The organism is Planococcus lenghuensis (genome assembly GCF_001999905.1).
GTDB lineage: Bacteria > Bacillota > Bacilli > Bacillales_A > Planococcaceae > Indiicoccus > Indiicoccus lenghuensis.
The window spans coordinates 1,191,533-1,217,500 of record NZ_CP019640.1 but is presented as its reverse complement, the minus strand read 5'-3'; the positions used below and the strand labels follow the sequence as shown (position 1 = coordinate 1,217,500).

23 protein-coding genes (1 of these 23 running past the window's edge) are annotated in these 25,968 nt (G+C 48.1%); 11 read left to right on the top strand and 12 right to left on the bottom strand.

Going from position 1 to position 25,968, the window contains the following annotated elements; translation table 11 throughout:
• The 5 genes from B0X71_RS06235 to pruA form a co-directional block, all read right to left on the bottom strand.
• Positions 1-532: the 5' portion of a DMT family transporter gene (locus tag B0X71_RS06235; protein WP_077590918.1), read on the bottom strand. 371 nt of this gene lie to the left of the window's left edge; only the first 532 of its 903 coding nucleotides appear in the window; its start codon is at positions 530-532; its stop codon lies off the left edge, out of view.
• Positions 533-696: 164 nt separating this feature from the next.
• The gene (locus B0X71_RS06230; RefSeq protein WP_077588618.1) at positions 697-1,860 is read right to left on the bottom strand and encodes an iron-containing alcohol dehydrogenase; all 1,164 of its coding nucleotides are present in this window, start codon (positions 1,858-1,860) and stop codon (positions 697-699) included.
• Between the two features lie 104 nt (positions 1,861-1,964).
• Positions 1,965-3,209, bottom strand: coding sequence for a Glu/Leu/Phe/Val family dehydrogenase (locus B0X71_RS06225; protein WP_077588617.1), 1,245 nt, complete (start codon positions 3,207-3,209; stop codon positions 1,965-1,967).
• 85 nt (positions 3,210-3,294) lie between these two features.
• Positions 3,295-4,485: an ornithine--oxo-acid transaminase gene (locus B0X71_RS06220; protein WP_077588616.1), complete on the bottom strand. Its 1,191-nt coding sequence runs from the start codon at positions 4,483-4,485 to the stop codon at positions 3,295-3,297.
• Positions 4,486-4,536: 51 nt separating this feature from the next.
• Positions 4,537-6,081, bottom strand: coding sequence for an L-glutamate gamma-semialdehyde dehydrogenase (pruA, locus tag B0X71_RS06215; RefSeq protein ID WP_077588615.1), 1,545 nt, complete (start codon positions 6,079-6,081; stop codon positions 4,537-4,539).
• A gap of 137 nt (positions 6,082-6,218) precedes the next feature.
• On the opposite strand from pruA, the gene B0X71_RS06210 reads away from it, so the two are divergent.
• Entirely contained in the window at positions 6,219-7,532 is a 1,314-nt protein-coding gene (locus B0X71_RS06210; protein ID WP_077588614.1) for a sigma 54-interacting transcriptional regulator, read from the top strand.
• Between the two features lie 20 nt (positions 7,533-7,552).
• Here the strand turns inward: B0X71_RS06210 and yugI are convergent, their stop codons facing one another.
• On the bottom strand, positions 7,553-7,927 hold the full coding sequence (gene yugI / locus B0X71_RS06205; protein ID WP_077588613.1) for a S1 domain-containing post-transcriptional regulator GSP13: 375 nt from the start codon (positions 7,925-7,927) through the stop codon (positions 7,553-7,555).
• 93 nt (positions 7,928-8,020) lie between these two features.
• Positions 8,021-10,630 carry an RNA polymerase sigma factor gene (locus tag B0X71_RS06200; RefSeq protein WP_077588612.1) on the bottom strand — a complete coding sequence of 870 codons (2,610 nt, stop codon included), beginning with the start codon at positions 10,628-10,630 and terminating at the stop codon, positions 8,021-8,023.
• Positions 10,631-10,818: 188 nt separating this feature from the next.
• On the opposite strand from B0X71_RS06200, the gene B0X71_RS06195 reads away from it, so the two are divergent.
• Entirely contained in the window at positions 10,819-12,159 is a 1,341-nt protein-coding gene (locus B0X71_RS06195) for a sodium-dependent transporter (protein ID WP_077588611.1), read from the top strand.
• Positions 12,160-12,259: 100 nt separating this feature from the next.
• A complete protein-coding gene (locus B0X71_RS06190) occupies positions 12,260-12,496 on the top strand; it encodes a helix-turn-helix domain-containing protein (protein WP_077588610.1) in 237 nt (78 codons plus the stop codon).
• A 186-nt stretch (positions 12,497-12,682) separates the two neighbouring features.
• On the opposite strand, the gene B0X71_RS06185 is transcribed toward B0X71_RS06190, so the two are convergent.
• Both B0X71_RS06185 and B0X71_RS06180 read right to left on the bottom strand, forming a co-directional pair.
• The gene (locus B0X71_RS06185; protein ID WP_232336801.1) at positions 12,683-14,641 is read right to left on the bottom strand and encodes an iron ABC transporter permease; all 1,959 of its coding nucleotides are present in this window, start codon (positions 14,639-14,641) and stop codon (positions 12,683-12,685) included.
• A complete protein-coding gene (locus B0X71_RS06180) occupies positions 14,641-15,648 on the bottom strand; it encodes an ABC transporter substrate-binding protein (protein WP_232336800.1) in 1,008 nt (335 codons plus the stop codon). Before B0X71_RS06180 ends, B0X71_RS06185 begins: the two co-directional genes overlap by 1 nt.
• A gap of 192 nt (positions 15,649-15,840) precedes the next feature.
• On the opposite strand from B0X71_RS06180, the gene B0X71_RS06175 reads away from it, so the two are divergent.
• Both B0X71_RS06175 and B0X71_RS06170 read left to right on the top strand, forming a co-directional pair.
• Positions 15,841-16,668: an ABC transporter ATP-binding protein gene (locus B0X71_RS06175; RefSeq protein WP_077588608.1), complete on the top strand. Its 828-nt coding sequence runs from the start codon at positions 15,841-15,843 to the stop codon at positions 16,666-16,668.
• Position 16,669: 1 nt separating this feature from the next.
• Positions 16,670-17,314, top strand: coding sequence for a hypothetical protein (locus tag B0X71_RS06170; RefSeq protein ID WP_077588607.1), 645 nt, complete (start codon positions 16,670-16,672; stop codon positions 17,312-17,314).
• A gap of 40 nt (positions 17,315-17,354) precedes the next feature.
• On the opposite strand, the gene B0X71_RS06165 is transcribed toward B0X71_RS06170, so the two are convergent.
• Positions 17,355-17,615, bottom strand: coding sequence for a DUF1871 family protein (locus B0X71_RS06165; RefSeq protein WP_077588606.1), 261 nt, complete (start codon positions 17,613-17,615; stop codon positions 17,355-17,357).
• 73 nt (positions 17,616-17,688) lie between these two features.
• Here B0X71_RS06165 and B0X71_RS06160 point away from each other — a divergent pair, with 73 nt between their 5' ends.
• Entirely contained in the window at positions 17,689-18,861 is a 1,173-nt protein-coding gene (locus tag B0X71_RS06160; RefSeq protein ID WP_077588605.1) for a MalY/PatB family protein, read from the top strand.
• 14 nt (positions 18,862-18,875) lie between these two features.
• Here the strand turns inward: B0X71_RS06160 and B0X71_RS06155 are convergent, their stop codons facing one another.
• Positions 18,876-19,085 carry a hypothetical protein gene (locus B0X71_RS06155; RefSeq protein WP_077588604.1) on the bottom strand — a complete coding sequence of 70 codons (210 nt, stop codon included), beginning with the start codon at positions 19,083-19,085 and terminating at the stop codon, positions 18,876-18,878.
• Positions 19,086-19,103: 18 nt separating this feature from the next.
• Complete coding sequence (locus B0X71_RS06150) at positions 19,104-19,703, bottom strand: peptidylprolyl isomerase (RefSeq protein WP_408634119.1); 600 nt, start codon at positions 19,701-19,703, stop codon at positions 19,104-19,106.
• Positions 19,704-19,855: 152 nt separating this feature from the next.
• Between B0X71_RS06150 and B0X71_RS06145 the strand changes: the two genes are divergently transcribed.
• The 5 genes from B0X71_RS06145 to B0X71_RS06125 all read left to right on the top strand — a co-directional run bounded on the left by B0X71_RS06145 (position 19,856) and on the right by B0X71_RS06125 (position 25,962).
• Positions 19,856-21,088: an MFS transporter gene (locus tag B0X71_RS06145; protein WP_077588602.1), complete on the top strand. Its 1,233-nt coding sequence runs from the start codon at positions 19,856-19,858 to the stop codon at positions 21,086-21,088.
• Positions 21,089-21,314: 226 nt separating this feature from the next.
• Positions 21,315-23,729, top strand: coding sequence for a Na+/H+ antiporter subunit A (locus B0X71_RS06140; RefSeq protein ID WP_077588601.1), 2,415 nt, complete (start codon positions 21,315-21,317; stop codon positions 23,727-23,729).
• Positions 23,719-24,141 (top strand): Na(+)/H(+) antiporter subunit B, encoded by a 423-nt coding sequence (locus B0X71_RS06135; RefSeq protein ID WP_077588600.1) that lies wholly within the window; start codon positions 23,719-23,721, stop codon positions 24,139-24,141. Before B0X71_RS06140 ends, B0X71_RS06135 begins: the two co-directional genes overlap by 11 nt.
• On the top strand, positions 24,141-24,488 hold the full coding sequence (locus B0X71_RS06130) for a Na(+)/H(+) antiporter subunit C (RefSeq protein ID WP_077588599.1): 348 nt from the start codon (positions 24,141-24,143) through the stop codon (positions 24,486-24,488). Before B0X71_RS06135 ends, B0X71_RS06130 begins: the two co-directional genes overlap by 1 nt.
• Positions 24,481-25,962, top strand: a complete 1,482-nt coding sequence (locus B0X71_RS06125) for a Na+/H+ antiporter subunit D (RefSeq protein WP_077588598.1) — start codon at positions 24,481-24,483, stop codon at positions 25,960-25,962. The genes B0X71_RS06130 and B0X71_RS06125 overlap by 8 nt, the downstream gene beginning before the upstream one ends.
• Positions 25,963-25,968: the final 6 nt, after the last annotated feature.

Sequence of the window (25,968 nt, the reverse complement as noted above, 5' to 3'; positions counted from 1 at the left end):
ATAATCGCTTTCGCACATCCTGTCCAAACAGAAGATATGCTGTAATTAAAGCACAGGCAATAAGCGCAAGTAAATCGCCAAAGAGAGCAAGACCGCTGATTCGGAAATCGCCATAGCCGATAATAACGCTTCCGCAAATTGCGATCAATCCGGATATAACGGTTTTCCACGAGATGACTTCCTTAAAAAAGAAGTAAGTACCTGCGAATGCGAAAAGTGGCTGCAATGTCACCAAGACAGTTGAACTTGCAACGGATGTGTAATTAAGCGATTCAAACCATAATATAAAATGAAATGCCAAAAATACTCCAGCAATCATAGAAAATAACCAATCTCTCCTACTCAATTTCTTAATTTCATGTGTATACTTCAGAAAAAATATTGGACTCATAATTAAAATGGAAAAAAGAAGACGGTAGAAGGCAATGACCCCTGCATCAGCAGAAGACCACTTAACAAAAATCGCTGAAAGCGACACAGATATAACACCAATTGCAATTGGTATGTACGGATGAATTTTAGGTTGTTCCACAATGACACCTCTATGTTTTGACTGTTTTGCCCTGTACAAATTCACTTCTTCAGTGTGGCATGGGAGACGCCGGGCTTCAACCTTAACTTTTCTTTCATTCGCTTTATATACTTTCATACAAAAAAAGGATTGAGCACGAAGCTCAATCCTTTCCAACTCTCAACTTATAATGAAGCAACAAGAATTTCTTTTACATCTTCACTCTTCAGTTTAGCAAAATTACCAAACTCACCACGCGCCATTGCTTTTTCTGTAATGAGATCTACTTTAGAATCATCTATGTCATAATCCTTTAACTGTTCAGGCGCTCCGATGGATGACCAGAATTCACGTAATCTGTCGATGCCTTCATTCCCAGTTTCCTCTGCTGTCTTTCCTTCCGGATCAACATCAAAGACACGAACAGCCATCTGTGCAAATCGCTCCGGATTCACTTTCAGATTATGGCGCATCCATTGAGGGAATAAAATTGCGAGCCCGCCAGCATGGGGGATGTCATAGACAGCAGAAACAGCATGTTCTACATTGTGAGTGCCCCAGTCTCCGTTATAGCCCATCTGCAGGAAGTTATTCAGCCCCATCGTACCGGCGAACAGAATCGTTTCCCGATGTTCATAGCTTTCAAGGTCATTCACCAATTTCGGTGCAGTTTCAATTATTGCTTTAAGTACACCTTCACACATCCGATCCTGTACCGGTGTGTTAGTTGCATTATGGAAATACTGTTCAAAGATATGTGACATCATATCCACAATGCCGTACACTGTCTGGTCGGCCGGGACCGTCAGTGTATAAGTAGGATCCAGGATCGAAAATTTAGGGAATGTATACGGACTGCCCCATCCATACTTTTCCTGGGTTTCTTCGTTTGTGATAACAGAGCCGGCATTCATTTCCGAGCCGGTCGCAGCGAGTGTCAGAACAGTCCCGAACGGGAGACCGGCCTCTGGTGTGGCTTTACGGGTAACCAGATCCCATGCATCGCCGTCATACTTTGCACCGTTGGAGATTAGCTTGGCACAATCAATAACCGATCCGCCACCGACCGCAAGAATGGAATCGATCTTTTCTTTTTTGCAGATTTCAATTCCTCTGCGTGCAGTTGAAATGCGCGGGTTTGGTTCAACTCCCGACAACTCGAATACATCAAGATCCGCTTCTTTTAGCGTCTCCATGACTTCATCATACAGTCCATTCTTTTTAATGCTGCCTCCGCCATAGACGACGAGAACTCTTTTACCATACTGCGGCAATTCAGTTTTCACTTTTTCCAGCTGACCTTTACCGAATATCAGTTTTACAGGATTGTAAAAAGAAAATGCATTCATTATGTTCATCCTCCTCTTTTTCTGTTCCTTCTATAGTATGTCGATTTTCTTGGATGAATGCAAAAAAACCGCCCCGAGTAAGAATCGGAACGGCTTTATCGTATTTAAACCCAACCTCGGAAGCGTGCTGCTTCAGCTGTCTTGCGGGCACCTACCATATAGGCGGCGAGCCGCATATCAATATTTCGGGACTGGGAGACGGAATAGATGTTCTCAAAGGCATCCGTCATTTTCTTCAGTAATTTTTCACTAACTTCTTCTTCAGTCCAGTAGTACCCTTGGTTGTTCTGTACCCATTCAAAGTATGACACAGTCACACCACCGGCACTTGCCAGCACGTCAGGTACCAGCAGAACACCGCGATCTGCCAGAATTTTCGTCGCAGCTGTTGTGGTCGGACCGTTCGCCGCTTCTACAACGATCGATGCTCTGATACGATCTGCGTTTTCTTCTGTGATCTGATTGGAGATTGCTGCCGGGACAAGAATATCACAGTCCAGCTCCAGCAATTCCTGGTTTGAAATGGTATCTTCAAACAGGGTCGTTACTGTGCCGAAACTGTCCCGCCGGTCGAGTAAATACTCGATATCCAGTCCGTCGGGGTCGTGAAGCGCACCATATGCATCGGAAATTCCGATAACTTTTGCCCCTGCGTCATAAAGAAACTTCGCCAGAAAGCTGCCGGCGTTCCCAAAGCCCTGGATAACGACACGTGCACCTTTGACTTCAAGACCGCGTTTTTTTGCTGCTTCGTTTATACAGATGGTCACACCTTGCGCAGTCGCTTTATCACGGCCTTGCGAACCGCCAAGCACCAGCGGTTTCCCGGTAATGAAACCTGGGGAGTTAAATTCATCAATCCGGCTATACTCATCCATCATCCACGCCATGATCTGTGAATTTGTAAAGACGTCCGGTGCTGGGATGTCTTTGTTCGGTCCAACGATCTGGCTGATGGCACGCACATAACCGCGGCTCAGCTTTTCAATCTCATACATGGACATTTCACGCGGATCACAGATAATACCGCCTTTACCTCCGCCATATGGCAAGTCGACAATCCCACACTTCAGTGTCATCCACATGGACAGGGCTTTTACTTCTTCCCGGTTCACTTCGGGATGGAAGCGAACGCCGCCCTTGGTCGGTCCCACTGCATCGTTATGCTGTGCGCGGAAACCGGTGAAGACTTTCACATTGCCATCATCCATCCGGACTGGGATACGTACTTCAAGCATACGGAGAGGTTCTTTCAATAGTTCAAACACTGCCTCGTCGTAACCAAGCTTGTCGAGGGCTTCTTTGACAACTTCCTGAGTCGACGTAAACAGATTCAAATTTTCAGTCATTGGTTTGATTCGCCTCTTTGTTTAGTAGTTATCACTCCGCACTCATTGTATCATAGGTGCAGTCGGATGTGACTAGTGAATATTATCAGGAAAAGACTTTTCGGATGCGCTCAATGGCCCAGTCGAGATCTTCCTGGGAAATAATAAGCGGAGGTGCAAAACGAATAACTGTATCGTGTGTTTCTTTGCAAAGCAGGCCCAACTCTTTCAGTTCTTCGCAATAGGGTCTTGCCGCTTCATTCAATTCCATACCGATAAAGAGTCCGCGTCCACGCACTTCTTTAACTGAAGGATGATTGATCTCTTTCAGTTTCCCCATGAAGTATTCGCCGAGTTCCTGAGAACGGTCAGCCAGTTTTTCCTCTACAAGCACTTCCATTGAAGCGATGGATACAGCACAAGCGAGCGGATTGCCGCCGAATGTGGAACCATGCGAGCCAGGATTGAAGACACCAAGGACATCCTCATCAGCTACCACACAAGAGATCGGGAATACTCCGCCTCCAAGCGCCTTCCCGAGAATATACATATCCGGCTTTACGTCTTCCCAATCACAGGCGAACATTTTACCGGTACGGCCAAGGCCAGCCTGAATTTCATCGGCTACGAATAACACGTTATTCTCCCGGCAGATTTCGCGTGCTTCTTTCAGAAATCCTTCCGGTGGAATGACAATACCCGCTTCCCCTTGAATCGGTTCAAACAGGAACATCGCTGTGTTCGGAGTGATTGCTTCCCGTAATGCAGCTGCATCACCATATGGTACCAGATTGATCCCCGGAAGCATCGGTCCGAATCCGCGGCGGTATTCCGCCTCTGAAGAAAGCGATACTGCAGTCATTGTGCGGCCATGGAAATTGCCGTTACATGCAATAATTTCAGCTTTCCCTTCTTCAACACCTTTTACGTCGTACGCCCAGCGCCGCGCCGCCTTGACAGCAGTTTCTACTGCTTCAGCTCCTGTATTCATCGGAAGGGCCATTTCTTTGCCGGAAATTTCACAGATCATTTCATACCAAGGGCCAAGCTGGTCGTTATGGAATGCACGCGAGGTCAAAGTCACGCGATCTGCCTGATCTTTCAGTGCCTGAATAATCTTAGGATGGCGGTGGCCCTGGTTTACTGCGGAATAGGCAGAAAGCATATCCATGAATTTATTGTCTTCCGGGTCTTTTACCCAAACACCTTCTGCCTCGGCGATAACAATCGGCAGTGGATGATAATTATTTGCACCGAATTTTTGCGTCTGTTCAATTACTTCATTTGTCTTTACCATTTTGACACTCCTCCTTTGATAAAAAAGGCAGACTTCTGTCTGCCTTTTTCTTTAAAACGTTTCAGATGTGACTTTTGCCTGCATGTGAAGCTGCAGGTAATCCGGGCCCCCTGCTTTCGAGTCAGTACCGGACATATTGAATCCGCCGAATGACTGATAGCCAACGATAGCACCTGTTGCATTGCGGTTGAAATACAGGTTACCGACATGGAAATCTTCACGCGCCTGTTCGATGTGCTCACGGTTTCTCGTGATGACTGCACCGGTCAGACCATATTCCGTGTTGTTCGCCATTTCGATCGCTTCGTCAAAGGATTTCGCTTTTGTAAATCCGACAACCGGGCCAAAAATCTCTTCCTGCATGATCCGGTCTTTGGAATCAACGTCCGCAAAGATTGTCGGCTGGATGAAGTAACCAGTTGAATCATCGCCTTCACCGCCAGCAACAAGGCGACCTTCTTTTTTACCAATTTCGATGTACTTCATAATCTTATCAAATGCAGCCTGGTCAACAACAGGGCCAACCTTATTGCTGAAGTCGGTTGGATCGCCGACTACCAGTTCTTTAGTCAGAGCAATCGAACGCTCCAGCACTTCATCATATACATCCTGGTGAACGATTGCCCGAGCACCTGCAGAACATTTCTGACCGCTGAACCCGAATGCAGATTTGACGATTGACTGTGCCGCAAGTTCCAAATCTGCGTCATTGTCAACAACCACTGAATTTTTGCCGCCCATTTCAGCAATCAGACGCTTCATCCAGATCTGACCCTCGGAAACTTTTGAAGACCGTTCAAAAATCCGGAGTCCGACTTCACGCGAACCTGTGAATGAAATGAAGCGGGTTCTTGGATGGTCAACGAGGTAATCCCCAACTTCTGCACCTGAACCCGGGATAAAGTTGATGACCCCCGCAGGCATTCCTGCCTCTTCCATAACTTCAATAAATTTATAAGCTACAACCGGTGTTGAAGAAGACGGCTTCAGGAGTACTGTATTCCCAGTCACCATTGCCGCAACCGTTGTACCTGCCATGATTGCAAAAGCAAAGTTCCATGGCGGAATGACAACACCGACACCAAGCGGAATGTAGTCATAGCGATTGAACTCGCCTGGACGAGATTCCATCGGCATGCCATCTTTCAGGCGCAGCATCTGGCGGCCGTAGTATTCCATGAAGTCGATTGCTTCTGCCGTATCCGCATCCGCTTCATTCCACGGCTTCCCTGCTTCTTTTGTTAAGAGTGCTGAAAATTCGTTTTTGCGCCGGCGTACGATCGCAGCTGCCTTAAACAGAATATCTGCACGAACTTCCGGATTCACCTTTTTCCACGTGTTGAACTTTTCATCTGCGACTTTCATCGCACGTTCAGCAAGTTCTTTATTCGCTTTAGAGACGCGTCCGACCACTTCATCTTTCTTTGCCGGATTGTAAGAAACGATTTTATCATCAGTTGTTACACGTTCTCCCCCGATGATCAACGGATAATCCTGTCCAAGGTAACCTTCCACCGTTTTAAGAGCTTCTTCGTAAGCTTTGCGGTTTTCCTCGATTGAGAAATCTGTAAATGGTTCGTGTTTGTAGGGAATCATGGAAATCCTCCTTCATAATGGCTTTGTGCAAAAAAAATTTGCGGTTGCAGCTTGTTTACATATATAATAATGCAAAAGATTATTGCTTTTTTCAAGTGTTTTCGTTTAATTTTAGAATTTTTAGTGAGGTGAGCATCATGGAAAGACCAAAAATTGATCTAAACCCTTTCTATGAGCACGCAATTCAGCAAGCAGAAATTGGCGTACATGCGGTTGATACAGCAGGTACAACAATTATTTATAATCGGAAAATGAAGCAGATTGAAGGTTTGGAATCTGCTGAACTCATGGATCGGTCACTGCTGGAATTGTTCCGTTTTGACCGGGAAGACAGCACTTTACTGCGCGTCCTGCAGACCGGGGAACCGATTTTGAACGTGAAACAGACGTACTGGAACCGCCGGGGACAGGAAATTACAACTATCAATGATACTTACCCTGTCCGGGAGCGGGAGAAACTGATCGGGGCGATCGAACTTTCCCGGGACGTTACAAAACTGGAACGCGCCATGTACCAGCCGCTGAAAAACAATGAAGAGCCAGTAACATTCGCCAGCATAACAGCTGTTTCCACAAGCATGCAGCGGGTGGTTGAAACAGCCAAAAAAGCAGCCATTGCCCGGCTCCCCGCTTTACTGATCGGAGAATCCGGCACCGGCAAGGAATTTATCGCTGAAGCGATTCATCAGGCCGCGGCCGATGCCGGTCAATTCTATACATTATACTGCCACAGCGCTGACCAGGAGTTGATCCATCAGCTCTCACTTGAACTGAAAGAGCTGGAAAATGGCACTATATTCTGTGAAAGAATCGACATGATGCCGCACGAGCTGCAGTCGCATCTACTTCATGTCCTTGAAAACTGCCGGTCAAACGGCATTTACTATATTGCCAGTGTTGCAGGGGATCCGGTGGAATTGATTGCTTCCAACCGCCTTTTAAAAGAATTGTACTACTTCTTTTCTTCTCTCTCGATACAGATTGAACCCCTTCGGAACCGGAAGGAAGATATTGTGCCATTCACGGAAAGCTATTTTGAGAAACACCGGCTTCAGTACGGATCCGCCATCCATGGATTAAGCGAAGAAGTCAAACGGCTGTTTTTCCTCTACGACTGGCCAGGCAATCTTAAAGAATTGGAAATGCTTCTTGATGAGATTGCCTCTGTGGCAGCGGCTGATGAAATCGTCACACCTGATTTGCTTCCTGCTCATTTTCTCCAGCGGATTCAGCCGGATGGGGGACGGAAACCGGAAGATTTTGTGGTTTTCTCTAAAAAAGAACTGATTCCGCTCGATGCCTATCTCCAGGAGGCGGAAAATTATTATTTGCAGAAAGCGCTGAATATGTATGATGGAAATGTTACAAAAGCTGCTGAAGCGCTTGGTATGAGCAGACAAAATCTTCAGTACCGGCTTCGCAAAATGAAAAAAAACGAAGGGCAGAGTTAATCTGCCCTTCGTTTTTATTATTACTGTCCGGATTTTTTAATCCATTCCTGCATCTTATCCCGGAGAGAATTAAATCCTTCCGAATCCCGCTCATCGACCCGGGATTGCAGCGATTGGCGTGAACCGCTGTCTTTTCGGGGTGCCGGTGGCTTTTCCTGAGTCGCACGGATAGACAGGCTGATTTTATTTGCCTGTTCGTCAACTTCCAGTACTTTCACATTCACTTCCTGCCCAATCGCCAGAAATTCACTTACTTCTTTTACATACCCATAAGTAATTTCGGAGATATGCACAAGCCCCTGTGTTTCCTCGTCCAATGCTACAAATGCTCCGTAAGGCTGGATGCCGGTAACTTTCCCGACAACCACATCGCCTGCCTGATACTGTTTTTTCATCTTTTAACCGCTCCTAGTCTGCTGAAAATTTTCTATATACGAAATAGCATCTCCGTATTATAGCATACCTGGCAGAGACCGGCAAAATCATTATCAGTACAGCACTTGCCAGTACCCATCTTCAAAAACCATGCTCAAGGAATGCCATTGAATCGATTCGTCCCCGGCTGTGTAATTGATGATGAGTTCGCCCAGCGGCAAATCGTTGGCTATATAGCTTCTTGAAAAGAAAGTGAGGGTTTCAATTTCATCAATTGGCCGGTGATCTGTTCGATCCGCTTCGATCTGCTTCAACTGTTCAAGTGTCAGCTGCGCACCGAACGCTTCACCGAGAAGTTCATGCATAGTGGTGAAATCTTCCGCTTCCCGTGCGGTGAAATACAGACCGGCCACTTCAAGCGGTGACAGTTCTTTCAGCAATGCAGAATCCATTTGCCGGTCCGTATACCGATCATACAGGGCTTTAGCTTCGGTCCAAAAATTCTGCGCCTGGTCCGGATTTGTCAGTTCAACATTTTCAGCAAGCTGATGAACCATTTTCCAGACTCCAGTCTCTGTTGTCTGCAATGTGGGACCTGGCTGGTAAATCATTGGCTCTTCACTGGATCGCCGTTCGGCGTGTGCCTCTGCCAGTAATACCCGCCCTTCCCGCCGTTTCTGATGTTCATTAAATTCGATCCGGCTGTACCGCTCACTTAAAGACGGGCTTGGCTGCCAGTTCTCCGTGTATTTTTCCAGCTCCGGTTTCAGAATCGCGTCTGCAAGCAAATGCCACATCGCTTCAGGATTTTCCTGTTTATTGGCATACTCGTACAGTAAAAACACTTCTGCAGCAGTCGCATTTTCCAGGTGCCGGTCACTGTAATCGGAGATGAATGCATCATATAGTTCTTCCGTTTCGCTGAATAGGCCGCTTTCTTTCTGCAAGTCCAGCAGTTCATTGCCAACTTCCAAGTCGGCGCCCGGAAGAAGTGCCGCCAGTTTTCCTTCCCGCTCCAGTTCGAATGCCTTATCAATATCCCGGAATTCCAATTGCTCATAAGACGCGGATGCTGTCCATCCGCTTGCCTCCATTTCCTCGACAATCGGGAGAAGAAGGTAAATGATCGGATCCACTGAGCTATGTTTCAGCAGCCCTGTCAGCGCCTGGCGGGTTTCAGGCCTCATCTCGCCTTCCTCGGTAAATGCCGGTTTCTTCTCCGAGCCATGCAGCAGCATCCAGAACGTCACAGAAAACAGGGATTCTGTTTTGCTGTAGAGTCTGGAGTCTGCATCCGCCATTGTAAGTGCATGACCCATGGAGGTGAGCATGTACTCGATATCCTGCTCCGGGTAAAGCAAACCGGTTTCATCGTAGTAAGGCGCTTGCTGCAGAATCCATAAATAAAAGTGGTTGTCCTCGGAAAGAGACAATCCATTGCTGTTCATCAACTCAGACATATTGCGCCGGATCATGAACCGGTCTTCGTTGGGATGCACTTGCAACATCAATGCCTGCGCATGCAGGGAGTCGAGCAGTTCTTCCACTTCCGCCGGCACCTCACCCCGCTGGGCCATGAGCATCTCTGCTGACAGCTTATCTTCATAGCGGAATTGCTTCAGCTCTTCCTGATAATCCATTAATATGGATTCGGCCCGAAAGCGCAATTCGCTGGTTTTTTCAGCGATTTGCTCCAGAAACACCTGGGTCTCATCGGAATGCAGTGGATACATCCGGACAGAATCGATCATGTCCCCGGGCAATTGCAGCTGGCGGAGCACTTCCAAGTAAACCCGCTCAGCTTTCTCAGGCGAGTCAGCCATCGATTCCAGCATATCTTCCCCCAATTTTTCTTCCAGCGCTTCATCAGCTTCACGCACGAAATTGAATTGGTTGAAGTCTTCCACATCCATGCCAAGCGTCTGTGCCGCTTCCAGACGGGTATCTTCGTACTCTGCCCGCCAAGCCTCCACTCTGTCAGCGCTTAGCACATCTTCTGATTCGGCTGCCGTCTTTTCTTCTTCTGCCGGCTCACTATACAGAAACGACAGACCGATCACTGCAGCCATCAGCACCCCGGCAGCAGCTGTGGCAATAGTTGACTTTCTGCTGATCGCAGGCGCCGGTGCCGGTGACTCCTGATGCATCTCCGGTTCTTCTTCGGACGGCCCTTCCTGAAGTTCCGCAAAAGAAAACGGCAACCGGTTATAGGAAAGGTTAAGCAATTTCAGCCGTTTTTCAGCAAGATCTTTTGTAAGCCCCAATGCTGCTGTCAAGTGCTGCATACTTTCATCGATCTGCAATCGAACAGCCGGAAGAGAAATATCCAGCACTTTTGCCGTCTGCTCTTCTGACAAAGAATGAAAATAAATGAAGATAAGAGGCAGCCGGGCTTCTTCTTCAAGATTAACAACGTTCCTGTGTAATTCCCGATCTTCTTCAAAAGCCAATTGTTCATTTTCTGTTGTTAATCGGATCTGTTCAATGTGGATTTGGGCAGCGGCTTCTGTAAACAGCAAATCCAATAGGTCTTCTGCCTGGTTTCCGTCTATCTGCTGCCAGAGCCGTTCAAAAACGATGTCGGCAAAACGGACGGCCCTTTCCGGTGACAGACCGTTCTGATAGCCGAAGCGGGCGATGCGCAATCTCTCCTCTGATTCCCACGACTGAAAAGCTTCCTTATTCCGGGCAGCGGCTTTTTTCAATAATTCTTCTCTGTGCATTTCTGTCCGCCTCCCTCGGAATTCTCTGTATTTCTTTCACTCCCATTATTCAATACGTTCTTTTATCAAACATTTCAGATTGTTCCTTAATTATATAGCAGATTTATCTTTAACCTCAAAAAAAGCTACTTTTTTCGATCTCCATCCTGTAGAATGAGGAAATCTAACTGGCTTGAGGAGTGAATCATATGCAACAACGCGAACAATGGACTTCCAAAATCGGTTTTATCCTTGCTGCTGCCGGCAGTGCAATCGGCCTCGGGGCGATTTGGAAATTCCCTTATGAAACAGGCACACACGGAGGAAGTGTTTTTATCCTTCTGTTTATCATCAGCACACTGGCAATCGGACTTCCCGTTTTACTTGCCGAATTCGTAATCGGTCGCCGCGGACAGGCGGATGCAGTAACCAGTTTTAAAAAACTGGCGCCCGGCCACCCTTGGTTTCTGATCGGCTGGTCCGGCTTTTTCTTTTCGTTTATCATTCTATCATTTTACAGTGTCGTCGGCGGATGGATTCTTTCTTACCTCTTCCGCTCGCTGCTGTTTCAATTGTCCGGACTTGGTGATGATGCATACGGTAATCTGTTCACCTCCGTCATTGCCAATCCATGGGAAGTACTGATCGCACAGGCGGCGTTCATGCTTCTGACAATCTGGATTGTCCAGGGCGGCATAAAAGACGGAATTGAACGGGCAAGTAAATTCATGATGCCTGCACTCCTGATTTTTCTGCTGATTCTGATGGTCCGGTCACTGACATTGGATGGCGCATTGGAAGGTGTCCGGTTCATGTTTGTGCCGGATTGGTCCTTCTTAACATTTGAAACGGCTCTTGTTGCGCTCGGACAGGCATTTTTCTCGCTGAGTGTTGGCGTCTCCGGGATGATCACGTATGCCTCGTACTTATCAAAGTCCGAGAGCTTAGGCCGATCTGCCATCAGTGTGGCCGCCCTAAATATCGGCGTGTCGATCATGGCCGGTCTGATTATTTTCCCTGCAGTTTTCGCACTTGGATATACACCTGATGCCGGACCGGGCCTTGTGTTCATCATTCTGCCGGCCATATTTGATCAGCTGTTCTTCGGACAGGTGCTGATCATTCTGTTTTTCATCCTTCTGCTGTTTGCAACGCTCACTTCATCGATTTCCATGCTGGAGATTGTCGTTTCGATTGGTGTAAAAGACAGATATGCCCAGCGACAGCGGGTGGCTTGGATTTATGGATCGCTGATTTTCCTGGTAGGCATTCCAAGTGCTTTGTCATTCGGTGTGCTTTCTGAACCTTATGCATTCGGCTTTACGTTCTTTGATTTTGCTGATATCCTGACAAGCCGGATTGGACTGCCGCTCGGCGCATTTTTCATCTCGCTGTTTGCCGGTTATATTATGACCACGCAACAGAAAGAAGAAGAACTGGATGGCGCTTCTGTGTGGGTCAATCTCTGGAACATCCTGATCCGCTATGCTGCCCCAATTGCAATTGCCACTGTCTTTATTCAAGGAATTGCAGCAGTGCTGGTGCAGTAATTTTCAGATATCTGACACACTTTCAACCCAAATTTTCTAAAAATATGCTATACTGAAATTAACAAAGTAGTACAAAAATTAAATAAAGGAGGGCAAAACGATGAAAGACAACCTGCACACACAGCTCCAATTGGCCAGAAAAGAGCGGAATATGTCACTGGAAGATTTGTCATTGAAGTCCCGAGTAGGCGTTGCCCGCCTCCAAGCTTATGAATCCGGTCAGGATGTGCCTTCTGCACAGACCCTGCTGAAACTTTCGAATGCACTTGAAATTCCAGTCTTTAATCTATTAGATGGCGTAGAAATGGAAGAAAAGCCTAAAACCGAATCTGTTTAATTTCAACCTTAGGAAAAGCAGCAATCTGCTTTTCCTTTTTTATTGGCTATGTTAACTATCTATTTTGGCCTTCCGCAAAACAGCTCCACTTTCCGCTGTTCGCTCTATGTTTCCGCGGTGAAAAAATCAATATTAATGTTTATTAAACTCAAAAAAGACATGCCGGGAAGGGCATGTCTTTTTGTGTTACTTTATTTTCCGGAGCAAGTACAGTAAATACGGAGTTCCGATCAATGCCACGATGAGTCCACTCGGAATATCCTGCGGCGCGATGACCGTCCGGCCGATGAAATCAGCCAGAACCAGCAGCAGACCGCCCAGTAATCCGGATACGGCCATCAGCGGCAAGTGTCGGAAGCCGATGAGCCGGCGGGCGATATGGGGAGCTACGAGACCGATAAAGCCGATGGTTCCCACAAGCGACACGGCAGCTGTACTGATCGCAACACCGATAATAAGCGCACCCACCCGCGCGCGACGGACATTCAGCCCGAGGCCTGATGCAACTTCATCACCGAATGTCAGGGTATCCAGGCTCCGTGTGACATAAACGGCCGGAATGATGAATAAGGCAAAAAGCAGCAAAGCGAATTGCACATCTTCCCAGCTTTTCGCATAGGTGCTGCCTGACAGCCAAACGAGCGCAGATGCCACAGCCAATTCCGCTTTTACAATAAAAACCTGCGTGGCAGCAGAACCGAACGCGGAGATGGCAATCCCCATCAATGCCACAAGCATCGGCTGGAAATTATTCTTCCAGGCAGTGATCAGGATAATTCCGAGCGCTAAAGCAGCTCCAACCGCCGCCCCGAGCGGCAAGAATGCAACCGGGACAGCGGGAAACAGCACGAGCAGCAGCATCGCACCCGCACCGCCCATTGAAGTAACGCCAAGCACACTGGCATCCGCCAGCGGATTCCGGAGCACTCCCTGTAAGATGACCCCGGTAATCGCAAGCATCACGCCGACGATAAATGCGGTCAGCACGCGCGGCACCCGGAAACTCCACACAGCCGATCCTGTCCAATCCAATGTCCATTCCGAGCCATTGAAGCTGAATGCAATAGTGATAGCTGCAGCCAGCATGACGAGCAGCGCCGGCACAAGCACGGTAATACGGACAGGTTTCAGCGTTCCGCCCATTTGCCGGTCACCGCGCTTCATTGAACGAGCCGTTCTCCAGGCAAGGTATAAAAGCCATGGGCCGCCAATCAACGCCGTCATGGCACCAGCCGGCACTTCCTGACCGGGCTGGATGAGGCGTCCAAAAACATCAGCGCCGATCAGTGTCACACTTCCCCACAGAAAGGAGTGAATGAAAATCTGAAGATGCCCTCTGATGCCCATCATCCGGACGATATGCGGTGCCATTAAGCCGATAAATCCGATCGGCCCTACGACGCTGACCGTAGCGGCTGCCAGCACAATCGCAGCACCCCACGTTGCCAGCTTGACTCCACGGACATTCTGCCCGAGAGAGGAAGCCACATCTTCTCCAAGGGCGAAAATGTCCATCGGCTTCGCAAGCAGCAGGATCGCTATGTATGCAATTGTGATAATTGGCGCTGCAAATAACACGCCATTCCAATTCAGTTGGACTAATGTGCCGGCTCCCCACAAAAAGAGTCCGTTCGTTTCATTTTCAAACAGCAGCTGAAAAGCACCTGTCAACGAAGCAAACAACAAGGAAACGATCATTCCGGTCAGCGCAACGCGCACCGGATCCATCTGCCTGCCGGACAGCAGCACAACAAGCGTTGCGGATATCGCAGCACCGACAAGTGCTGTCAAGAACGGAAAAGTTCCCAGCAAGCCGGGAAAGAAAATTGCAGATAACACTACAAAAAAGAAAGCGCCCGCATTGATGCCGAGCGTGCTTGGCGCAGCAAGAGGGTTATTCGTAAGGGTCTGCAGCGCAGCACCGGCTGCAGCGAGGGCACCTCCGGCCAATATACCCACAGCCAGACGCGGCAGTCGCAGCGACACTACAATGTCCTGCACTTGCCCTTCCGTCCACACGTTGCGCAGCAATTCAGCTGCTGTATAATCCGCCTGCCCCTGCGTCAGATGGAAGACCGATAATACAACAAGCAGGAAAAAGCCCCCTGTCAGCGAGACAAAGGACTTCGTTTTCCCTTTTACCATCATTCAGTCACCAAAGTCTCAACTACTTGATCAACCAATGTCATTGCAGACAACGGACCGCCGTAAAGCCATGTGTCTGCTCCAAGATCGAACAGTCGATCTTCCTGAACAAAGCTGAGGTTTTCCCAGACTGGATTATCAGCCAGCTGGTTTTCATATATATTGTCTTCATCTGGAACTGTATAAAGATAATTGACATCTTCATACTGGGTTAAGCCTTCCACATTAAATGTGCTGGAACCGAATACTTCAAACTGATCAGGTTCATGTACGTTATTCAACCCGATTTTCTCCAGAATCATGGAAGCCATGGAATGTGGGGTGAACACCCGGATTTCAGGTGCCTGCGGCCCTGTATAGGCGAGCGTCAGAATAAAGTCATCCGTTGCAAGGTCTGCCGCCTCAATCGTTTCTGCCGCTTCTTCATAAGTGGCATCCAATTCAGCCAGCACTTCTTCAGCCTGTTCCTCTTTTCCGACCGCTTCTGCCATTTCATTGAATGTTGTAATCATTTCTTCGTACAAGTCAATATTTGCTTCTTCTTCCGGATACGGATTAAAGAGAACAGTCGGCGCGATATCTTCCAGCTGATCGAGCATCGCTTCATGACGGAAATCCACACCGATGATGAGATCCGGATCAATTTCGGCAATCGCTTCCAAGCTCGGCTCGGACCGGCCACCGACGTCAACAACTGAATCAGCCAGCTGCGGTTCAATGTTCACATATTCGCCATACTGTTCGATATCAGCCATGCCTGCCGGCTGAACTCCGAGTGCCAGTAAGTTCTCAGCGTATGTCCATTCCAGCACCACTACTGTTTCGGCCGGTTCTTCTAGCACCACTTCACCGTTTGAGCCTTCAATTACAATCGGCTCGCCGCCTTCTTCTGCTACTTCAATCTCTGCGGCTTCTTCTGCTTCAGGCTCGGCTGCTTCTTCTGCTCCGCAGGCTCCCAGTGCCAACATCAACGCCATCGCAGGCATTAGCTTGAATTTCTTAATCAATTTATTTCCCCTCCAGCTTCCATTTGATAACCATTCTCAATGCTTTTTAATTGTACGAAGTTCCTGACGGTTTGTAAAGGTTTTTCACAAATAAGTTGAAAATGATTCTCACTTACCTTAAATTTATGTTATGATTGCATCATTAACTTATATCCACTCAGTCAATTTTGACATATATGGAGGAATCGTGTAATGACTAACGCAGTCCACACTGACCATCTGACAATCGGTTATGATGACCGGTTATTGTTTGAAAACTTGAATTTATCTATTCCCCGCGGAGAGATATCAGTCTTTGTCGGCAGCAATGGCTGCGGGAAATCCACCCTGCTCCGGTCCATCGCCCGGCTTTTGAAGCCGCAGGAAGGATCCGTCGTGCTGGAAGGAAAAGAAGTTCATAAAATGTCATCCCGTGAAGTGGCAAAAAAGATGGGAATCCTGCCGCAGTCGCCGGTCTCTCCGGAAGGGCTCACAGTGCATGACCTTGTTAAACAAGGACGGTATCCGCATCAGACATGGCTCAAGCGCTGGACCGAAGAAGATACAGAAAAAGTTGAAGCAGCCATGAAAGCGACCCGGGTGGACGAATTCCGCGACCGCGCAGTGGATGAGCTTTCCGGCGGCCAGCGTCAGCGGGCTTGGATTGCGATGACGCTCGCTCAGGATACAGAAATCATCCTGCTCGATGAACCGACGACTTATTTGGATATGACCCATCAGATTGAAATCCTTGATCTGCTGTTTGAATTGAATGAAACGCAGGGCCGTACAATTGTCATGGTTCTTCATGACTTGAACCTGGCATCCCGGTATGCGCATAACATCATTGCGATTAAAGATGGTGAAGTATTTGGTCAAGGCACGCCTGAACGGGTCATCAGCTGTGAGCTGGTTCGGGATGTTTTCGGCATGGAATGCCAAGTGGCAAAAGATCCGCTGTTCGGAACGCCACATTGCATTCCATTCGGTCGCGGACGCTGCATTGTACCTGAAATCCGCGATGCCATGAGTGGCACCTGATATGGAAGGATTAGACCGGTTTCAATTATTCCTGACTGAGGAGCCGGATGGCTTTATGTCCCTTGCTGAAGCTATCGGCTCCCGCTCCCAGGAATTGATCGATGATCTTAAACACACAACCGGAGCTCCAACCTCTGCCGTAGCGTCGTCCGTCTTCATGCGGCGCTTCGGCCTTTTTATTGCCGGTCAACTTTATTTGCTGGCCCATGGACAGATTTGGGACGGTCCGCCGGGTGCTGTCCGGTTAAAACAAACGGCTCACGGCATTGCGTTCAGTGCTGATTCCCGCTTTATCCGTAAGCGGAAAGAAGAAGACCTTGCCTTGGTTCTGAAGCAGCAGGCTGCACCGGTTGTGGAAAGTGTCCGGAAAGCTGGTCATGTCTCCAAATTAATTTTATGGGAAAATATTTGGGGATATGTCATTTGGATGTACGGGATGACTGATACCGAACAGGCGCAGGCGGATGTCCAGCAGCTGCTGGATGACGACTTCTGGAAGCCGGACATGAAAAAATCCCACTTCCGCCAGTTTTTAAACGGAAAAACGTTAGCGGAATCGCAACAGGATTATAAACGGCTGACTTGTTGTCTGTATAAGGAACTTCCTGATACCGATAAATGCCCTTACTGCCCATTGGCAAAATAAGAAAGCGGACCCTATAAGCGTTGGGTCCGCTTTTTCCGTTTCAAATGATACATTTTGCTTCGAATTTGATGGCGAGGAGTTTATAAGATACATCGATGCATCTCTCAATCGGAATCCATTGTTTGAAGGAGAACTCGTAAGCACGCTGGATGATCTTCGCCAGGTCTGTCGGATGGTCCATTCGCTGAAGTGCCGCGAGTACGTCCTCTACTTCAATGCCGTACTGCTCTTCCCCGATACGGAAAGGATCCCATTGCCTCAGCAATTCCCCTGCTCTTCTGTTCATTTCAACTGTATCCATCTTCTCACCTTACAACTTTTTGTCATTAAACGTTATAATAGCACAGAATCAAAAAAAGAAAAGAGGGATCTGATTGGAGACGTTTGAGGAATTGTATGACCGCCGGAACACCAGCTCAGTCAAGTGGGATCTCATGGAAACTGTCTATGGCATTAAGGATGCTTCCGGTATCCTACCCATGTGGGTGGCTGACATGGATTTTCCGGCTCCGCCTGCGGTGACTGCGGCATTGAAGGAGCGGCTGGATCATCCGATTTTCGGCTATACCTTCGAAGGGGAAAAAACCCGTGCCTCCGTTCACAATTGGCTTCGCGACCGGCACGGCTGGGAAACGGAAAGCACGTGGATCCTATTTCGGCATGGGGTCATTCCAGCCATGGCGGAAGTGATTGATACCTTTTCATCTGTCGGAGACCGGATTCTTGTCACACCACCTGTATATCCGCCATTCTTCAGTCTGCCCGAAAAACTGAAACGGGAAGTAGTGTACTGCGAACTGACTGATACAGACGGCCGCTACACATTGGATTTTGACAAATTGGATGAAGCCCTGCAAGGAACAGCCATTTTCCTGCTCTGCAATCCACATAACCCCGGCGGTATCGTCTGGAGTCGGGAAGAATTGGAGCGAATCATTCATCTATGTGCTAAGCACGATGTACTCATATTATCTGATGAAATCCATTCCGATCTGGTACTTGACTCAAACCGGCATGTTCCTGCTGCTTCAGTTGCTGGTGATGAGCTGTTCCGAATCATTACGTGTGTGGCTCCGACGAAGACGTTCAATCTGGCTTCACTGCAAGCTTCAGCTATGCTTGTACCGGATCCGGACAAACGCAAAAAACTGGAAGACTATGCGGCTGCACACGGCCACATATTCATCAGTGCACTCGGCACAACGGCAATGCAGGCTGCATACGACCATGGTGCTCCATGGCTCGAAGAACTGCTGGCAATTGTATCTGACAACATGGATATAGCAATCCGTGAGCTGACCAGCCAAATTCCCGGTCTGCGCATTCAAAAGCCCGAGGCAACTTATTTGCTGTGGATTGATTACAGGGAACTGGGCCTGACAGAAAAAGAGGTCATGGAACTTTTGCTGACAAAAGGGAAAGTAGCGCTGGAACCTGGAACAAAATACGGGCCTGGCGGCGAAGGTTTCCTGCGGATGAACGTCGCCTGTCCACGCCCCGTGCTAGAGGACGGAATCCAGCGCGTGATCACAGCGTTTACAAAATGAAAAATCAGCAGCCGCTATTTACGCGGCTGCTGATTTTTTCGTTCTCTTAGAATCCGTTCTTCCAGTTCTTTCGTCTTCTGTTCATCCCGCTTGGACTTTTTAATAACCCACCGGAATACGAATGCGGCAATCACCATGACAGCGATGAATTCAATCGCTGCCGGAATATACTCTGACTTATCTTCCGGAAAATAAAGAAAAGGCATAAGGATTGTAAAATCCATTCACTACACTTCCTGTACTTATTTTTGGTGAATCTCGATGGATTCGATCTTGATGTCTTCTGCCGGTTTATCCTGTGCGTTTGTTTTTACATTGGCAATTGCATCTACAGTATCCTGTCCTTCGATCACCTGTCCGAACACAGTATGGCGGTGGTCAAGGTGAGGTGTGCCTCCACGCTCTTTATAAGCTGATACGACTTCCGCCGGATAACCAGCCTGCTGCATTTGTCTGTCCATACCCGGGCCCAGATCGCTGCTCTGTACAATGAAGAACTGGCTGCCATTGGTTCCAGGACCAGCGTTAGCCATCGAAAGTGCGCCGTTAAAGTTGAAAAGCTCCCGCGAGAACTCATCTTCAAACGTTGAACCGTAGATGCTTTCTCCGCCCATGCCAGTGCCGGTCGGATCGCCGCCCTGAATCATGAAATCAGGAATTACACGATGAAAAATAATCCCATCATAATAGCCGTTTTCTGCATGCGTCAGAAAATTATTGACCGTCTTCGGCGCCTGTTCAGGGAACAATTTGATTTTGATCGGTCCTTTTGTTGTATTCATTGTTACAAGGGCTTCATTCTGCCCGACTTCATTTGAAAGTTGAGGGTATGCCATTGTCATCTCTCCTTTTATCAATTGCTGTTGTACTGTTTCATCCTGAATCAGTCTATCATATCCTGCAGATAATTTCAGTTTTGGCCCCTTGTACTTTTTTCGAGTATCGAACTAATATATACTTTAAGTATTAAAAGGTTTTGAAACGGAGCTTTGTTATGGATAATTATCAGCAGCGAAATTTTATCATTATGTGGATCTCTAATTTCCTTGTCGCCGGAAGCGCGACCATGATCATGCCTTTTCTTTCTTTATACATTGAAACATTCGGCACTTATTCTGGTGAATTTGTCCAGCGCTGGGCCGGTCTTGTTTTTGGTGTAACTTTTGTTGCCGCACTGGTCATGTCCCCTATTTGGGGACGAATCGCTGACAAATATGGCTATAAACCGATCCTTGTTATTACGGGGGCGGGTATTGCCCTCAGTATTTTTCTGATGGGCTTTACTGACACTGTCTATGAATTATTCCTTCTCCGGCTCTTCATGGGGATTGTGACCGGCTTTATCCCGACTTCTCTTGCATTCATCTCCTCCCAAACTTCCCGGGATACAGCCGGCAAGACATTGGGAACCTTACAGATGGGCAGTGTGACAGGAACGCTGTTCGGGCCGGTCTTTGGCGGTCTGCTTGCTGATTCGGTCGGCTTTCAGTACACGTTCATATTCACAGCACTTGCGATCGGCACTGCTTCCCTGCTCGTCCTCATCGGCGTAAAAGAAAAGAAAAAGGAAAAGAAGAAAGATGCCCACGTTTATGCACGGGGCACAGTCATCCAGGGCATATTACATCACCGGCTGATGATCAATGTCATGATTATCAGTTCACTGATTCAAATCGGCAATTTTTCGATTCAGCCACTCCTGTCTCTTTATGTCGCAGAGTTATCGGCTGCTGATGAAGTTGCCTTCCTGGCGGGACTGACATTCAGCGCAACCGGTGTCGGAAATTTGCTGTTTGCCCGAAGGTGGGGACGGATCGGTGATTCAGTTGGATATGAAAAAGTGCTCGGCCTTCTGTTGATTCTGGCGTGCTGCTTCATCATTCCGCAGGCTTTTGTCACGGATCTGTGGCAGCTGATTATCCTGCGATTCCTTTATGGAACGGCAGTCGGCGGCATGATTCCGGCTACTACTGCGCTCATGCGCCGGGAAGCACCGATTGAGATCCAAGGCGAAGTCATGGGGTATAACACCAGCTTCCGCTTCCTCGGAAACATTATCGGCCCAATTTTCGGCGGATTCATCAGCGGTTTTATCGGAATTTCTTCTGTCTTCCTTGTGACTGGTTCGCTGTTCCTGATTGCGTTCGTGTTCCTATGGTATACACGCCGGCAGCCGGAGCAGGACTTTGAGGATATTTTACTGGAACAGGAATTGCTGAAGGAATGAAGCCAACTGTTCAACCCTCGTACAGGTAACGCTGGACGAGGGTTTATTTTCTGCCTGTCCGCCTTCTGTCCGAGAACCGTGGCATATTCTCCCATAACTTTGAAGATTTTCTGTCAAAGAGCACAACCCATTCACTTCATCAGCGGTTTTGTCATGCAAATCGGTTTTTTTTACGTTATACTTCTTGTGATACTCGTATATGAATTTGGGAAGGAGGATTCTTTTTTTGACACCTGTGTACTTTATTTTTTTACCGCTTATCTTTGCATTGTTTGTCCCTTTGCTGTTTAAAAAATTACCACAGCTTCATACTGGTTGGTTCGTCCTTGCTGCGCCAGTTATTCTCGCCATTTACTACGCCTCATTCATACCGGCCTCAATGCATGGAGAAACAGTTATTTCATCATTCAGCTGGATCCCTTCCCTCGATATCGCCATCAGTTCTTATCTGGACGGATTGAGCTTGCTCTTTTCCCTGCTGATCACCGGAATCGGCGCACTTGTGGTGCTGTATTCAATTTTCTACCTCGATAAGAACCGGGAGCAGCTGCATAACTTCTATGTTTATCTGCTGATGTTCATGAGTGCGATGCTCGGGGTTGTGCAGTCGGATCATCTGATTTCCCTGTACTTTTTCTGGGAACTGACGTCCATTTCGTCATTTTTACTGATCGGTTATTGGTATACGCGGGACCGCTCCCGCTTTGGCGCGATGAAGTCCATGCTGATCACCGTGTTCGGTGGACTGATGATGCTGGGAGGATTCATTCTCCTTTATGTAATGGGTGGTACATATTCAATCCGGGAATTGATCGTGCTGGCGCCGGAACTTGCAGTACATGACTTTTTCCTTTGGTCACTCATCCTGATTTTACTGGGTGCCTTTACGAAATCTGCCCAGTTCCCATTCTATATCTGGCTGCCGGATGCAATGGAAGCACCGACGCCGGTCAGTGCGTATCTGCATTCAGCTACGATGGTAAAAGCGGGCCTTTATCTGGTGGCCCGGTTCACGCCGATTTTTGCGGTCTCTTCCGTCTGGGTGTGGCTCGTCACAGGAATCGGGTTGCTGACAATGACGTGGGCTTCGTTTTTCGCTTTGAGGCAACGCGATCTGAAAGGGATTCTCGCCTTTTCAACCGTTTCCCAGCTGGGCCTGATCATGTCGCTGCTTGGTGTGGCAGCCGTCGCTTTTCATGTGGAAGATGCTGCCGGCACGGTTTTTAAGTATGCATCATTTGCAGCCATTTTCCACTTGATCAACCATGCAACGTTCAAAGGGAGCTTATTTATGGTTACAGGGATTATCGACCATGAGACCGGCACCCGGGATATCCGGAAACTTGGCGGACTTATGAGTGTCATGCCGATCAGTTTCACACTGGCGGTTATTGGCTCTCTGTCGATGGCCGGGCTCCCTCCATTTAACGGTTTTCTCAGTAAGGAAATGTTCTTTTCGGCTATGCTGTCACTGACAGAATTCGATGTCTTTTCTTTTGATACATGGGGCATTCTGTTTCCGGTGATCGCCTGGATCGGCAGTGTGTTCACTTTCATTTACAGTTTTTACTTTGTGTTCAACACGTTTGCAGGTGATTACAAACCGGATCTGCTGCCAAAGCGGGCTAATGAAGCGCCGATCGGCATGCTGATTTCTCCAGCGGTCCTGGCTGCACTTGTCGTCATCTTGTTCTTTATCCCGAACCTGCTGGCTGAATGGTTCATCAAACCGGCAGTCATCGCGATTCAGCCGTTCCTGTATGAATCACCGGAACAAGTGGATATCCATGTGGCTGCCTGGCATGGCTGGTACAGCACAGAGCTCTATATGACACTTGGTGTCTATCTCGTTGGCGGACTGATGTACTGGCAGCTTCACAAATGGCAGAAGATATACAATGTATTTTCAGACACCTATTCACTGAATGGCCTTTATGATGCCATGATTTACTTCAGTGACGCCGGCATGAACCGCCTGTCGCGTCTTTACATGACCGGGTTCATCCGTTCGTATCTTGTTTATATGTTCGGATTCCTTGTACTGATTACACTCGGTACACTTGCGATAACAGATGCATTCGCACTGGACTTTACCGGCACATCACCTATTCGGGCATATGAAGTGATCATCGGTCTTGTTCTTGTAGCGGGAACCATCACGATTCTGATGGCAAAATCCCGATTGACAGCTATTATTGCGCTGGGCGCAGTCGGCTATACGGTGGCGTTGTTCTTTGTTATTTTCCGTGCACCAGACCTTGCGTTGACTCAGCTCGTAATTGAGACAATTTCCGTTGCCCTGTTCCTGCTGGCATTCTATCACTTGCCGCAGCTCAGCCGGCATGAAGAACGGATGCCGTTCCGGATCGGCAATGCCCTGATTGCGGCTGGTGTCGGCGTTACAATGGCGCTGGTTGCATTCAGTGCCCATTCACAGAAATCGATTGAATCCATTTCCGAGTACTATAAGGAAACTGTTTATTCAGAAGCTGCGGGCGGGAATATCGTTAACGTTATTCTCGTTGACTACCGGGGCTTTGATACCTTATTTGAAATTACAGTGTTGGGTATTGCCGCAATCGCTATTATTTCGATGATCCGGCTCCGCCTCACCCGAAAGGAGAATCCGCATGAGAAGTAATGATGTCATCATTCAGACAGCCACTAAGGCGGTTACCTTCATCATTCTCCTTTTCGCCATTTATATTTTCTTTGCCGGCCATTACACACCCGGCGGCGGATTCGTCGGCGGGCTGCTGACAGCGGGCGCCATCGTGCTCCTGATGCTCGCTTACGATATCGAGACGGTCAACCGGATCCTGCCGGTCGATTACGTGAAAATGGTGGGTGTCGGCCTGCTGCTCGCAATCGGAACAGCGGCAGCTTCCATTGTATTTAATGTTCCGTTTTTCACACATGCACATGATTACGTGCAATTGCCGCTCCTTGGAGAAACTTCTCTCCACAGCGCCACATTATTTGACCTTGGCGTCTATCTGGTTGTGGTAGGCGTAACGATGATTATTATTCGAACGATTGGAGAGGATGCGTAATGGAAATAGTCATGTCGGTCCTCGTCGGCTTTCTGTTCATGGCAGCTGTTTACCTGATGCTGTCCAAGAGTCTGCTCCGGATCATTATCGGAACAGCCGTGCTCAGTCACGGGGCGCATTTGCTCCTGCTGACAATGGGCGGGTTCGGCGGCACAAAACCGCCGGTCGTGGCATACGGGGTGACGGAAGCAGAGTATGCAGATCCGCTCCCGCAAGCTCTGATTCTGACAGCGATTGTTATTTCATTTGCTGTCACATCCTTTTTCCTTGTTCTGGCTTACAGAGCCTACCAGGAATTGGGGACAGACAATGTGAATCTGATGAGAGGAACTGAAGACTATGATTAATATGCCTCTGTTCCCGATTCTGATTCCGCTCATCTTTGCAATCATCCTGATTTTCTTCCCGAAAAACATTCGTGCGCAGCGGCTGGTTACATTAGCAGGGCTTGTGTTTACGGTTGGAGCAGCCATTTTCCTGCTCGTTGATGTCTACACAAACGGTGTGCAGGCGGTGACGCTCGGCAGCTGGCCGGCACCATTCGGAATCACGCTTGTATCTGATTTGTTTTCGGTGCTGCTTGTGACAACCGCTTCTGTCGTTACACTTTTCGCTGTGCTTTACAGTTTTGAAAGTATCCGGACAGAACGGGAGAAGTTCTATTATTACCCGGCAGTCCTGTTTCTGCTGACCGGTGTCAACGGCGCATTTACAACTGGTGACATCTTCAATTTATTTGTTTTCATCGAAGTGTTGCTGATGGCTTCCTATATGCTGATTGTGCTGGGCGGAGAAAAAGCACAGCTTCGTGAATCAATCAAGTATATTTTAGTGAATATTATTTCATCAGCTCTATTCGTCTCAGCAGTGGCATACCTGTACTCAGTGACAGGGACACTCAGCATGGCCGATTTAGCAGTCAAGGTGCCAGAAATCGAAGCAGTGGGAATCATGACGGTGATTGCCGTTCTGTTCCTTGTCGTCTTCGGCTTTAAAGGAGCGATTTTTCCGCTCTATTTCTGGCTGCCCGGTTCTTACCATGCACCGCCTATTCCTGTGCTTGCCTTATTCGGAGCTCTGCTGACTAAAGTCGGTGTCTACTCCATTATCCGGACATACACCTTGTTTTTCACGATGAACGTTGACTTTACGCATGAATTGCTTGCTATTCTGTCGATATTGACAGTGGTTGCAGGATGTATCGGTGCACTTGCTTATTTCGATGTAAAGAAAATTATTGTGTATAACATCATCATTGCCGTCGGAGTGATTCTCTTCGGCGCTTCCCAATTGAATGAAGCAGGTGTGGAAGGCGCGGTCTTCTACCTTGTTCACGATATGGTTATAAAAGCCGCCCTGTTTTTCCTTGTTGGAATTGTCGCCGTTCTCTTCGGGACTTCCGACCTTCGGAAAATGGGCGGGTTGATGAAAACCCGGCCGGCACTCGGCTGGTTTTACCTGATTGCAGCATTCGCGCTTGCCGGCATACCGCCATTGAGCGGATTTCCAGGGAAACTGCTGATTGTCCAAGGCGGCTTTGAAGGTCCCCATTTCTGGGGCAGCATTTTCATTCTGGTTACGAGTCTGCTTGTGCTGATGAGTGTAATCCGAATCTTTCTGTATGCGTTTTGGGGAGAACCTGTTGAAACCATTCAGGTTAAACCTTCTGTCTACCGGCGGCTGTTCGTTCCGGCTGCAGGCATGGTCGTACTGGCGATTGTACTTGGCGTCGGCGCAGAATTGTTTATGCCTTTTGTTTCGGGTGCCGGAGAAGTTCTATTAAATCCATCCATCTATATAGATGCGGTTTTAAAGGAGTAGATGACG

Excerpts from the sequence above, each read along its gene's own strand:
- B0X71_RS06210 (WP_077588614.1), top strand. The coding sequence starts at position 6,219 with ATGGAAAGACCAAAAATTGATCTAAACCCTTTCTATGAGCACGCAATT.
- pruA (WP_077588615.1), bottom strand. The coding sequence starts at position 6,081 with ATGATTCCCTACAAACACGAACCATTTACAGATTTCTCAATCGAGGAA.
- B0X71_RS06175 (WP_077588608.1), top strand. The coding sequence starts at position 15,841 with ATGACTAACGCAGTCCACACTGACCATCTGACAATCGGTTATGATGAC.
- yugI (WP_077588613.1), bottom strand. The coding sequence starts at position 7,927 with ATGAAAAAACAGTATCAGGCAGGCGATGTGGTTGTCGGGAAAGTTACC.
- B0X71_RS06150 (WP_408634119.1), bottom strand. The coding sequence starts at position 19,703 with ATGACAATGGCATACCCTCAACTTTCAAATGAAGTCGGGCAGAATGAA.
- B0X71_RS06155 (WP_077588604.1), bottom strand. The coding sequence starts at position 19,085 with ATGGATTTTACAATCCTTATGCCTTTTCTTTATTTTCCGGAAGATAAG.
- B0X71_RS06145 (WP_077588602.1), top strand. The coding sequence starts at position 19,856 with ATGGATAATTATCAGCAGCGAAATTTTATCATTATGTGGATCTCTAAT.
- B0X71_RS06185 (WP_232336801.1), bottom strand. The coding sequence starts at position 14,641 with ATGGTAAAAGGGAAAACGAAGTCCTTTGTCTCGCTGACAGGGGGCTTT.
- B0X71_RS06230 (WP_077588618.1), bottom strand. The coding sequence starts at position 1,860 with ATGAATGCATTTTCTTTTTACAATCCTGTAAAACTGATATTCGGTAAA.
- B0X71_RS06125 (WP_077588598.1), top strand. The coding sequence starts at position 24,481 with ATGATTAATATGCCTCTGTTCCCGATTCTGATTCCGCTCATCTTTGCA.
- B0X71_RS06135 (WP_077588600.1), top strand. The coding sequence starts at position 23,719 with ATGAGAAGTAATGATGTCATCATTCAGACAGCCACTAAGGCGGTTACC.
- B0X71_RS06200 (WP_077588612.1), bottom strand. The coding sequence starts at position 10,630 with ATGCACAGAGAAGAATTATTGAAAAAAGCCGCTGCCCGGAATAAGGAA.
- B0X71_RS06225 (WP_077588617.1), bottom strand. The coding sequence starts at position 3,209 with ATGACTGAAAATTTGAATCTGTTTACGTCGACTCAGGAAGTTGTCAAA.
- B0X71_RS06195 (WP_077588611.1), top strand. The coding sequence starts at position 10,819 with ATGCAACAACGCGAACAATGGACTTCCAAAATCGGTTTTATCCTTGCT.
- B0X71_RS06170 (WP_077588607.1), top strand. The coding sequence starts at position 16,670 with ATGGAAGGATTAGACCGGTTTCAATTATTCCTGACTGAGGAGCCGGAT.
- B0X71_RS06165 (WP_077588606.1), bottom strand. The coding sequence starts at position 17,615 with ATGGATACAGTTGAAATGAACAGAAGAGCAGGGGAATTGCTGAGGCAA.
- B0X71_RS06220 (WP_077588616.1), bottom strand. The coding sequence starts at position 4,485 with ATGGTAAAGACAAATGAAGTAATTGAACAGACGCAAAAATTCGGTGCA.
- B0X71_RS06130 (WP_077588599.1), top strand. The coding sequence starts at position 24,141 with ATGGAAATAGTCATGTCGGTCCTCGTCGGCTTTCTGTTCATGGCAGCT.
- B0X71_RS06190 (WP_077588610.1), top strand. The coding sequence starts at position 12,260 with ATGAAAGACAACCTGCACACACAGCTCCAATTGGCCAGAAAAGAGCGG.